At 65.3% G+C, this 11620-nt stretch carries 8 protein-coding genes; 5 read left to right on the forward strand and 3 right to left on the reverse strand.

Annotated features, from left to right (window positions below; translation table 11 throughout):
- Nucleotides 1-38 precede the first annotated feature (38 nt).
- The 3 genes from KF887_13175 to KF887_13185 are packed head-to-tail and all read left to right on the forward strand — an operon-like array spanning nucleotide 39 to nucleotide 3196.
- Nucleotides 39-1076, forward strand: coding sequence for a class I SAM-dependent methyltransferase (locus KF887_13175; protein ID QYK40370.1), 1038 nt, complete (start codon nucleotides 39-41; stop codon nucleotides 1074-1076).
- Nucleotides 1073-2116, forward strand: coding sequence for a sulfotransferase (locus KF887_13180; protein ID QYK40371.1), 1044 nt, complete (start codon nucleotides 1073-1075; stop codon nucleotides 2114-2116). The genes KF887_13175 and KF887_13180 overlap by 4 nt, the downstream gene beginning before the upstream one ends.
- Nucleotides 2117-2164: 48 nt before the next feature.
- Nucleotides 2165-3196 carry a hypothetical protein gene (locus KF887_13185; protein QYK40372.1) on the forward strand — a complete coding sequence of 344 codons (1032 nt, stop codon included), beginning with the start codon at nucleotides 2165-2167 and terminating at the stop codon, nucleotides 3194-3196.
- On the opposite strand, the gene KF887_13190 is transcribed toward KF887_13185, so the two are convergent.
- A complete protein-coding gene (locus KF887_13190; GenBank protein QYK40373.1) occupies nucleotides 3197-4246 on the reverse strand; it encodes a hypothetical protein in 1050 nt (349 codons plus the stop codon).
- A 50-nt stretch (nucleotides 4247-4296) separates the two neighbouring features.
- On the opposite strand from KF887_13190, the gene KF887_13195 reads away from it, so the two are divergent.
- A complete protein-coding gene (locus tag KF887_13195; GenBank protein QYK40374.1) occupies nucleotides 4297-5130 on the forward strand; it encodes a hypothetical protein in 834 nt (277 codons plus the stop codon).
- Nucleotides 5131-5225: 95 nt separating this feature from the next.
- On the opposite strand, the gene KF887_13200 is transcribed toward KF887_13195, so the two are convergent.
- The gene (locus tag KF887_13200; GenBank protein ID QYK40375.1) at nucleotides 5226-6719 is read right to left on the reverse strand and encodes a DUF2793 domain-containing protein; all 1494 of its coding nucleotides are present in this window, start codon (nucleotides 6717-6719) and stop codon (nucleotides 5226-5228) included.
- A gap of 134 nt (nucleotides 6720-6853) precedes the next feature.
- Nucleotides 6854-10618: a hypothetical protein gene (locus KF887_13205; GenBank protein ID QYK40376.1), complete on the reverse strand. Its 3765-nt coding sequence runs from the start codon at nucleotides 10616-10618 to the stop codon at nucleotides 6854-6856.
- A gap of 275 nt (nucleotides 10619-10893) precedes the next feature.
- Here KF887_13205 and KF887_13210 point away from each other — a divergent pair, with 275 nt between their 5' ends.
- Nucleotides 10894-11616 carry a hypothetical protein gene (locus tag KF887_13210; protein ID QYK40377.1) on the forward strand — a complete coding sequence of 241 codons (723 nt, stop codon included), beginning with the start codon at nucleotides 10894-10896 and terminating at the stop codon, nucleotides 11614-11616.
- Nucleotides 11617-11620 lie beyond the last annotated feature (4 nt).

Genomic DNA, 11620 nt, shown 5'->3' on the forward strand with positions numbered 1-11620 from the left:
TACGAAACCCGCGACATCAGCATGGAAGGACATCGTCGATGACTTCGACGGACCAGGAAAGCCGGCCGGCAGCCACGGTCAGCGATGCCGATCTTCAGCGTCTCGCCCAGCACCTTCTCAAGCGCAGCCTTCGCCCCGGCGAACTGGCGAACTGGCTGCGCCGCGCCGAGCGCGAACGCCTTGGCTTCGCGCAGGCCTTCGACCTGATGGTGGCCTCGCCGGAATACCAGTCGCGCGCGGGCGTCGACCCGGAACATCCGCCGGGCCACTACTATTCCCCGATCGTCAACCCCGCCGAGGTGCGGACGTTCTTCAGTGTCGACCGGCGCCAGCCAATCGACTCGGTGGCAGGCCTGTCAATCCGCGATGCGGATCTTCGCGCGGAATTCGATCGCCTGCGTCCTTTCATTTCCAGTCACCGCTTTCCAAAGACCAAGACCGAGGGCGCGCGATACTATACCGAGAATGGCATCTTCACGGTGGGCGACGCCATCGTGCTGGCCGCCATGATCGCGCGGCACCGCCCGAAAAGGATCATCGAGATCGGTTCCGGCTTTTCCACGGCGTGCATGCTGGACACCATCGAAAGGCTCGATCTTCCGACGGCCATCACCTGCATCGAACCCAATCCCGCGCGCCTGCGCCGCAATCTGACCGAGCGTGACGCCGAGCGCGTGACCATCGTGGAGGGTCTGGTGCAGGGCACCGATCCCGCGATGTACGAGACGCTGGAATCCGGAGATTTCCTGTTCATCGACTCGACGCATGTCGTGAAGACCGGCAGCGACGTGTGCTTCGAGATGTTCGAGATCCTTCCACGCCTGAAGCCGGGTGTCGTCGTGCATGTGCACGACATCCACCACCCGTTCGAGTATCCGGACGCCTGGATCTTCGAGAAGCGCCGTTCCTGGAACGAGGTCTACATCCTCCGGGCCTTTCTGATGTACAATCATCGCTTCCCCGTGACGGCGTTCAACAACTACTTCCTCACGCGCTATCGCAAGGACGTCGAAGAAGCCTATGGCGAACCTGTCATGAATGCCGGGGGAAGCATCTGGATGCAGGTGCAGCAATGACCGCGGCCGATGATGCCGGCGCGCGGCAGCGCAGGTTCGACTTCATCGTCGCCGGAACCGGGCGCAGCGGCACATCTGCGGTCGCGCGCTATCTTTCTGCGGCCGAGGGGGTGCATTGCAGCCTGGAACTGTTCGGTCCGGGCACGGACCACAGCACGCTGCACCCGCCCGGCTGCTATCACGATCTGACGCTGGACCCGCCGCCCCGTGGCCTGCGCCGCGCGCGCCCCGCGCTGCTGCGGGTCTCGACCGCCGAAATCGCCCGCCGTGGCGACACGCTGCGCTTCTTCGGCAACAAGACGCCCAACTACATCTTCCGGCTGAAGGGCCTGCTGGACGAAATCGCGCCGGGCAAGGGCGTGGTGTGCTGGCGCGACGTGAAATCGGTGGCGCTCAGCTTCGCGCGCCGGGCGGACGACCCCGAGGATGACTGGGATCCCGGCAAGCGTGCGCTGTTCGCGGTGTCGGATTCCATGACCTGCTTGCGGGCACTGGCGGCACTCGGATCGCATGATGTGATGATCATGCCGAACCGCGCGGTGATCGCCGATTGGGAAGGCGCGACACGGCACGCGCTGTCCTGGCTGCTGCCCGATCTCGGACCGGCCCGGTTCGATCCGGTCAACCTGGCGGCCATCGACGACCGGCTCGTGAAGTCGAAGTCGCATTCCGCCCCGCAGAATGCGCCCAGCTTCACCGAGGCGGAAACGCGGGCCATCACGGCGTTCGAGGCGACCGGCGCCGATGCCCTGCTGAATCGCGACCGTCCCTTCCTTCTGAGCGAGGTGCGCGACGAAGTGGCCGCGCTGGCGGCTGCCCTGCCGACCGATCAGGTTTCCTTCATGCGCGGCCTCGTGCGCGAGGACGGTCGACCGATCACCCGCAAGTTCTTCCGGAAGTGGCAGGGCGTGATCGAGCGGAACGAGGGCCGAGAAGCGCGCGTGCGCAAGGACAAGCCGTCACGCCCCGACCGCCCGCCGCGCCCCGATAGGCCCGCCCGTCCGGACCGGCCGCGCAGGGCCGACAAAGCCGCACGCTGACCGCCTGCCCGCCGCACCGGCACGCCCCGCCAATCCGCAGGAAGCACCATGACCAGACCTCCGCAACTCATCCTGCATATCGGTGCCGGCAAGGCGGGTTCGACCGCGATCCAGTTCGCGCTGAAGCGCAACCCGCAGGTCCTTGCCGGACAGAACGCGGCCTATGTCGGGCTGATGCTGGAACATGTGCCCGGCGCGACCCAGCACGACTGGTGCGTCGAGGGACAGCCCAACCGGTTCTTCCGTCAGCCCCCGCGCGAACGGGCCCGGGTTGACGAAGAAGTCTACCGCGTCATCCGCGACGGGCTGGACCGGTTTGCCGCAGCCGGTGTGGACCGCGTGGTCTGGAGCAACGAGGCTTTCCTGCCGAATTCAGAGCGCATCATCGCGATTATCCAGCGACTTGCCCGTGATGGCGTGCCGCTGCGCATTGTCTGCTACGTCCGCCGCCACGACAAATGGGCGCGCAGCGCCTATGTGCAGTTCGGCCTGAAGGGCAAGATGTATCCCGGCCCGATTCGCAGCTTCGCAGAATGGGTCGAAAGCCATCCGGTCGCCTTTGCCGATCAGGTGGACACCTGGCGCAGCGCATTCCCCGGCGTTGTCGAACTCTACAACGTGGACGCGGTCGATGATGCGGTGTCGCATTTCTGCGGCATCGCGGATCTTTCGGGCATCCCCTCGATGCGCGCGAACGAGGCACCGTCGAATCCGCTGCTGGCAGCCTATGTCGTTCACAACAGCCAGATCGACCAGCCGGCACCGCCCGAACTGATGGCGACGCTGATCGCGCCGATGCGCATCTCGGGGCCCCGGCAGTCAACTGTGGCGCCACTGGAAGCCCTGTTGCCCACGACCGCCGACCTCTTGGCACTCCAGGAGACCTGCCGTGCCGATTTTGACCGGCTCAACGCGCTGCTGGCCGAACAGGGGCAACCTCCGCTGACCTTCGACACGCCGGACGAACAACGGCGCAGCGTAACCCCGTGGGAAATGGACCGTCTGCTGCTTCAGATGGTCCTGTCGCTGCAGAAGCAGGTGAACGAACTCAAGGCGGAGCTTGAGGCAAAGCGCGGCTGATCACGCGCGGATCTTGCGCTTGCGCGCCTCGCGCGGGCGCGGGTTGTTGTCGTCGGCTGGATCGATCCCACGTTGCGCATACTCGACCCGACGCTGGAATTCGGCGTGGAACGCCTCCACCACGATCCGCAACTGATCGGCCGTGAAGGCGAATGGAAACGGTGTGTCGATCGGCGCGAAGCGCGCCGCAACCTCGTCGAGCGCGGGAACGCGATAGGCTTCGTCCGCGGGCACCACGGCGGTGACGGAGTCGTGGGATACCATCTGCGCCATCCGTTCAAGGAATGCACCCAGATCATCGGCGGACAGCGAAGGTGTCTCGGACCGGACCTCCGGCAACAGGTTGCAGAGCGGATCGCTGACGAAACGCCGTGCTTCCCTGCCGAAGAGGGTATTGAACTGGCGCTGCAATTCCAGTTCGGCCAGCGTCATCGACCGGTTGACCGTGTCGACCGGCGGGCGCACGAGCGATCCATACGGCAGCCCCAGCCAGTCTTCGAAGGTCGTCAGCAGTGCCTTGCTGTGACGCGAATAGTTGCGCACCGTCACTTCCGCGCCATGCGCCTGCATCGCAGGCACGAACCGCGCGACACGCATCGGGAACTTGTAGCGCGCAAGACTGTCCGCAAAGCTGCCGGTATATCCGCCGCGCTTGATCTGCTGCTGGTAGGTCGATGCCGCATGGTCCAGCGGATCGCGGATGTAGATCAGGACACGAAGGCGCGCATCGGGAAAGGCTGCGCGCAGCGCCGCGACATCGCCCTCAAGTTCGCCGGACAGGGTTAGGAACAATGCCTCAGAGCTCAGCAGAACGGCCGGATGTCCGGTCTGCTCGCCCCAGCGCACCACCTCCGCCATTCCCCCCGGCCCCGCCTTCACGTTACCGGACGAGATATGCCCGGCCCGGCCCGCAGCCTCGTGCCGGGGGTCGATCGGATAGGCGACCCCGGATGCATCCAGCGCCTCTTGGGACAGCGCCAGCGACGACTGAATGAAGCTGCTGCCGGTCTTGCCGTGGCCAACATGCAGGTTGATCGTCTGAACGGTCATGGAAAATCCTTGTTTCGCTGGGACGCGCCCGGCATCTCGGGATCAGTGGTTTGCTGCGGGACCATCCGCCGTCACCGCATCCGGACAGCCACGGTGCCGGATCCCGGCGTGCCGCAGGCCTGGCCCAAGAAAGCGCCGCGCAACTCGTCGACGCTTGCGGCGCCGTCATGAGCGTTTGCCGACCAGATCACCCGCTCCGACAGCTTCATCGGGCGCTTGGGTGCACAGTCGCGAACTACTCTCGCGGCAACTGCGGCCAGATCGGTTGCCGTGTTTCGCATCGCGCCATCATTCGTACTGCTGCGGGTGCAGCGACGTTATCACGCCACGCCGGACGGGCAAGCACCGCTGCGCAAAAACCGACCGCCAGCCGGCAGCAGGGCAATAAGTTCGCGCAGTTAACCGATGTTCGCCTTGAATTTGTTGCATCGGACAGTCATGACTTCGATGCCTCGACCCTTTGGAATCTGGAACCGTCTCCGATGAAGAACCGAAACCCGATTGACCTTCTGCGCCGCCTGCGGCTGCTGCCCATTGCAAAGGACAAGCCGGTAAACGTGCCCTATCCGATGTTCGTCGAACTGCTGCATGCCGCGATCGAAAACGACGTGGACGAGATCTGGTACACCAACCGGTATCCCGACGTCGCGCAGGCGATCAAGCAGGGGTTTTTTACAAGTGCGGCGCACCATTACGCGATGAGCGGGATGATGGAAGGCCGGATGCCGTTTCCGATCGAGATCGACGAGGCGGACTATCTCGCGCGCCATGTCGATGTCGCAAAGGCCATCAAGGCAGGCAAGCTGTCGAGCGCGACAGAGCATTTCTATCTTGCCGGGTTCGTCGAAGGCCGGGCATTCCGGCCTCTGGCAAGCGCCGAATGATGATGCGGGTTCCGGGGCGGCCATAGGCATGCCCCGGCATCCACCTATTGGTGTGTAGCGCGAAGCACACAACCTTAAAGAGAATCGCCTTTCGATCAGGCTGTGGTCCATCCGCCGACGGCAGCAACCCGCAGCGACAGCGGCGATCCTTTGGAGATGGGCGAAACCACCCGAAGGACGGCCTGCTGATGCGTCACGCTGACCGTCGTGATCCAGCAGTCGCCATCGTCCACCGCGCCCGTCACCACCGGCTGCACCGTCGCCTCAAATGCGATCGGGAAGGTCCAGGTGACATCCGCGCTGCGGAACAGCGCGCCCAGCGAGATCGTGGCATCCGCCACCGCAAGGCCCGATCGCCAGCATTGCTGAAACCCGCAGGCGTGGCGGCGATACCGCCCGTTTGCGTTCGATCCGGCTTCGATCAACGCGCCGCCGGGCACGCCGCCAGACTGCGAGACTGAACCGAGTATGTTCAGCCGACCGTAGTACTGGTTCCAGTTGCTCCATGTCCCGCCCGAGCTTCGCTGCCGCGTGGCCAGGCCGTGATTGTTCTCGCGCACCGCGATCTGCGCGCCCTGGGCGTCAAGCACGCGCGAGATATGGACGCAATGCCAGCGGGTGCCGTCGGGGGCATGTTCGTCGGCCGCAAGACGCAGGAACCGCGTCACGAGCCCTGCCGCACTTGCACTCGCATCCGTGGTGTGGCCGCCAAGCGCAAAATCCCCGACGCGGGTCACCCGCCCGGCCGTCGCATCCGTCGCGTTCTGGGTCACGGCGGTGCCGGTCAACGGCACGTCCAGCTGCAGCGCCGTGGCAGACAGGACCGCCCGCCGCGCACCCCCGGCGACAAGCCCGATCTGGTTGGCGGCCGGCCGGTCCAGTCCGGTATCGGTGTCCGAACCGAAGCGAAGCCCGGGCAGCGCGGCCGTTCCGTCCGGCAGGTTCATGCCAGCCGGCACGGTCATTGCGCCGCTGGCCGGGTCCAGTCGCAAACCCTCGGCAAAACTCGCGCCGTCGGTGCTGACCTTGATTGCGAAACCGTCGCTGCCCACGGTTCCCATCTCTGCCCGACCCGAGAACCCGGTCTGAAACAGCAGGCTCGCGGTGCCCGACGCTGCGGCCTTGTTGATCTTGACCTGATGTCCCCCGTTCACGCCATGCGTCAGCAGCGTTGCGTCCCCGGCGACCGCCAGACGGTTCACATCATCCGGCTCCGTGGCCACCCCGACCCGCGCGGCACGGAGCGGCAGCTCGGATTCGAACCGCCAGGCGCCGCCGACATGGATCGCGTATTCCGACCGGTCCAGAACCCACATGGCCCAGCCGTCCTGCGGCCGCAGGAACTGCCATGTTCCCTGATCGAGAAAGGCGATCCTGCCGGGCTGGCCCGCCCAGGGCCCGACGGGCGAATCCCCGGTCAGGTATCGCGCATCCTCGTCCGGACCCTCGGGCGGTGCGTTGACACCCGCCGCCAGAACGGTGGGCTGGACCAGCAGATCCAGCACCCGCAGCGCCTCGTTGTGGGTGACGTGTTTCTGCGCCTGCGCGGCCAGGATATAGGGCAGGTCGAGTAGGGGAGTACGGTCCATCGTGGCGTGCCTCGCGTCGCTGTAGGCGGCGACTATCCCCACGCTTCAGAAAACAAAGCATTGCCGGACCGCACGCCGATGCGCGCGGTCCGCAACGCCCCTGTGCCTGCCCGAAGCCCCGGCGGTGACCGGGATCAATCCGACGTCAGGTCGCTGATCGTCTCGGCGATCTCCTTGACCTTCTCGATCCCGTCCATCGCCTCTTCATATATCTGCCCGGCAGGCGACAGCTTGGCGACGCCCTTGGCGGCATCCCATCCGGTCCCCGCTGCGTCCTTTGCCTTGTCATAGGCCTTGTCGAAATCCCCGCTCAGCAGGTTGCCCGCGGCGTCGTACAGATTGCCGAGCGTATCATAGGCATTCCCGGCCACGTCGATGGCCGTCCTCGCCTTCTCGGCGGCCCGGTCGAAGGGCGGCGGCAGGCGGTCGATCACCTCGTCGAGGACGGTATCCTTGAGCAGATCCCAGGCCTTCTCCGCCTTCGACTTCTCGCCCTCCTCCTTCGCCTTGGCGTCCTCGACCTCCTCGATCAGGTCGAGAATGGCCTCGGCCTCCGTCCGGACCCAGGCTGCCGATTCCAGGGCCGCGGCATAGTCCCCGGCCTCCGCCTCCTTCAGGGCCTGTGCGTGCCGCGCCTTCAGCATCGTCACGCGCGGAATCAGGAAAATATTGGTCACGGCGGCGGCCTCGGCATAGCGCTTGGCCAGCCCTTCCATCCGCTCCTCGAACCGGATGCGGTCCATCTGCAAGGCAGACTCGGCCTTCTGGAACGCGGCGATGACGGCTTCCACGTCATCGGCCTTCTTCACGGCGCCCTCATAGTCCTCGCGATCGGCCATCGCGGTCATGTCGTCGAACGCGGCGGTCACAGCCTTCAGTTCCGAGTCCAGGATCTTCGCGAAGTCCGATCCCCGCGCGGCCTCGAGATCGCGCTGCAACGATTTCAGGCGCCCTTCGTACTCGGCCTTGTGCTCGGCCTGGGTCTTGAGCGCGCCATCAATCGCGTCGAGCGCGTCCTTCAGCTTTCCGGTCTGCTCCTCGACACGGTCGAGTTCCTTGTCCTTCAGGGCGTCCTTGATCCGATCGACATAGCGGGAGGCGTCGTCATACTCGTCCTGCGCCTTGTCCTTCGCCTCGGACGGCAGGGCCTTGAACCGGTCGATCTGTGTCTGCGCGGCGGCCGCGAGCGCGGCTTCGCGCTCGGTCAGCTTCTGCCATTCGGCATCGAAGGTCTTCACCGCCTCAAGCAGCGCCTCGGCCTTCTTCTTGGCGGTTTCCCAATCCTCGGACTTGGCGGCGTCGTCCATCGCCGACTTGTGCTTTTCCAGGTCCTTGAAGGGCTTTTCCAGATCCTCGTACTCATCCGCCTTCGCCTTGGCGGCCGCGTAGCCTTCATCCGCCATGTCACGCAGCGTCTCGAAGGCAAGCCGGGCATCCTCGGACTCCGCGACAATCTCGAGGTATTTCTCGATCAGGTCGCGCACTTCGTCGGCCTTCTCGACCGCCTTCTCGAATTCATGCTCCTCGCCCAGCTTCTCCATCGCCTTGTGGGCGTCGAGCACCGCCTTGGCCGCGTCCTTCGCTTTCTCGATCTTGTTCTTGCCGACAAGGTCGATCTTGCCCTGCATGTCGCCGTGCAGTTTCTTGTAGACCGCTTCCTGCTTCTTCAGTTCCTCGTTCCGCGCGATGACCTTGCCAACCAGGTCCTCCAGCTTGCCCATGACCTCAAGCGCGGGCTTCAGGTCGGCTGCGGCCGCCTTGCCCTTCATGTCGCCCAGAAGGGTCTCGATCTCCTTCTTGTCGGCGTCGAGCGACTTGTAGGGGAACCCGCGGGCGGTCTCGATCCGGGGCTCCACAACCTTCAGGCGGCGCAGATATTCCTCAAGCAGTTCCTCAAGTTCCATGAACTCGTTCAGCGGCGCCACCAGCGCATTCGCCTTCTCGAGCGCCGTCGCGAAATCGGTGGCCTGCGCGGCCGCGAGCATCGCGTCGCGCAGCGCGATGATCGGATCCTTCTTGGGCTTCAGTTCGGCATGTGAACAGCCCTCAACGGTCGCCAGCTTGTCCTTGATCTGGGCGTAAAGCTCCTCGTACTGCCGCCGGATGTTGTCGAGGTTGTCGATCTGCGCGTCGAGATCGTTCAGCATCCGCTCAAGTGCATCCAGCATGTCGAGCGCGACCATGAAGTCGCGCGCTGCTGCGGCTGCCTCCATCTCGGATCGCGCGGTGGTCAGGTCGGCGCGCTCGTCCTCCAGTTCCGCATAGTCGGACACCATCGAGCTGTCGAAACGGCTGATCAGCGCGGGCAGCCGGGTTTCGTATTCGGCGCGGCGCGCGTCCAGGTCGGCCAGCGTATCCTCGACGAACCCGATCTCGGCTTCCAGGCGGTCCAGGTTGTCGCGGGCGGTGATGAAATCGCGCGCCTGCGCGGCCGCCAGCATGTCGTCATGCAGCGCCTGCGCCATCTCGCGGGGCGCCTCCAGTTGCGGATAGTCGCTGCGCGCGATGGCGTCGAAGCGGTTCAGCACCCCATCCACCCGCGCCTCGTAGTCCGCCTGCGCCGCGCGGTGGTCGACCACCAGCCCCTCGAACCGGTCCAAGTTCGCGCGCACGCCCTCCAGGCTGCGCAGCGCCGCCGCATAGTCGCCCCCCGCCGCCGACGAATCGGCATCGGCGCGCCCGTTCAGGATCTCCTCGGACAACGGCAGCAACGGCCCGAATTCACAGACCGCGACCGCGTCGACCCGCGGCGACAGCGCGGCGCGTTCCTCGTCGAACTGTGCCTTCAGCCGCGCGGTTTCCAGTGCCAGCCGCCACGCATCGATCAGCGGCACAAGGCGGTCCATCTCGACCATCGCGACCTCGTGACGACCCTCGGCCGCGGCGGCTTCCATCGCATCGGCGACCGACTTGATCTCGTCCTGCTGCGGGATCAGCTCGTCGAACTCGCAGGCCTGTGTCTCGGCAACCTCCGCCAGGATGCCACCGACCCGCGCCTCGTAATGCGTCCGCGCATCCACCGCTGCGGCATAATCGGTCATGTAGGTGTCAAGCTTGGTCGATGCGTCATCCATCATGGGAAAGGCGGCGGGGTAGTCATGCCGCGCACCGGCCGCCTCGATCTCGTCACGCAGTGCCAGCAGATCTTCCTGCATGGGCAGCAGGTCGGGAAACTCGCAGACACCGACCTCATCCAGCCGGGGCTTCAGCGCGCCCCATTCCGTGTCGAACCCCGCCTTCTGATCCTGCAGAACGCGGATGGCCTCTTCGATCACCTCCAGCTGCTCAAGTCCCAGCCGCACCGCCGACAGCGCATCGATGTAGTCGAGTTCCGCCACCGCACCGTCGATCACGCCCGTGTTCGCGGACACCGATTCCAGCGCGCCCGCGATCTTCTCCTCGCGCGGCTCGGCGGCCTCGGCGGCGTCGAAGCGGGCGTCCAGATCGGCCCGCAGCGGCTCATACTCGGCCTTGGCGGACGCCTGCTTCGTGTAGTCGGCATGAACCGGGCCCATGGTGACCATCGCCTGACCCAACGCCGCCGTCGCCTCCTTCCAGCGCTGGGCCGGCGGAAACTCCGCGATCCTGTCGACCTCCGCCGCGACCGCCGCGGTGTCGGCATGCCCCCAGTCACGCAGCTCCTGCAACTGCGCCTGAAGCCGGGCATAGTCAGCCTTCCGCCCTTCCCATTCGCGGCGGTTCTCCTCCAGTTCCTTGCGCAGCGCGGCAACCACGCCCTTCAGCTTGGTGATCTTCGCGGCGATTGCCGAAAGCTGTTTCTTTTCAGATGGATCGATGGTGCCATCGGCCATGAACTCGCGTTCCATCGCCTTTTCCTGGCGGACCAGCGTGTTGATCTGCTTCTCGGCGTCCTGAATCTTTTCGATGGTCACGGCCATGGCTGTATCTCCGGTCACTAAATGGTCTCTGTGTGCAAGCAGACGGGGAACGCGCGGAAAATCGCGCTGAATGAAACGGTACGGATCGCCCAACAAACGCGATGCGCCGCAACCGACAATCACCCTTTTGGCGATTCCGATCAACCGGGTTCCACCGGCATCGGCAATTTCATGTTGGTGGCCCGGTGGCCCTGTGCTAGGCTCGCGCCGTCGGCAGCATGCCCGGCGATTTGACCACAGATTTCGACACGAGACCCGATTTCAGGAGAAGCAGCATGGCAGCCAAGGGCTCCGATGGCGATGCTCAGGACATGGCAACGATCATCCAGCAGGCGCGCAAGCGCGCGATGAACGTCGCGCTCGTCATCGGCAAGGACGGCCTCTCGGTCGCGGCCGACCCCCGCAAGGCGCCCGAGGTGATGTGGCGCGAGGCCAAGAAGCTCGGCGGCGGCTCCAAGGGCGGCATGGGCGTGTGCAACGTCGTCGGAAAGGAACTTCAGGTTCAGTTCCTGACCGACGATTTCCCGGCGACCCTGCTCAAGGCGCTGAAGCAGAAGCTCCGCGACGAGGGGCTGAAGTTCAAGCCGGTGTTCATCGGCCCCGATGGCAGCCGCATCGGCGACGATGAGGATGAGGACGGCGCCGAGGACCCGCTGGTCGCGCAGGAGGACGGAATCGCACCGGCGGACGGCATGCCCGAGGATGGCGGTTCGGCGGGCGCTGCGCTTCGCGAGGAGTTCGAGGGTCTGGCCGATGCGATTGCCGATGCCGTTGCCACCGGCAGCCCGGTCGGCAAGAAGGTGGCGGCCCTGGCGGGAATGTTCAGTTCGACGCTCGAAAAGGATGAGAAAAAGGCAGGCGCCGTGCTGGGCATGTTGAAGTCTGCGCTGGATTCCTTGCCGACGATGGTGGCCTCTGCGGCACCCGGAACAGGCCAGATCAGCGGCCTTGCCGATCTTGAGGCGAAGGTCGACGCCCTGCTGGCAGAATTCGCCTGATGCA

This window comes from Paracoccaceae bacterium (assembly GCA_019454225.1).
GTDB lineage: Bacteria > Pseudomonadota > Alphaproteobacteria > Rhodobacterales > Rhodobacteraceae.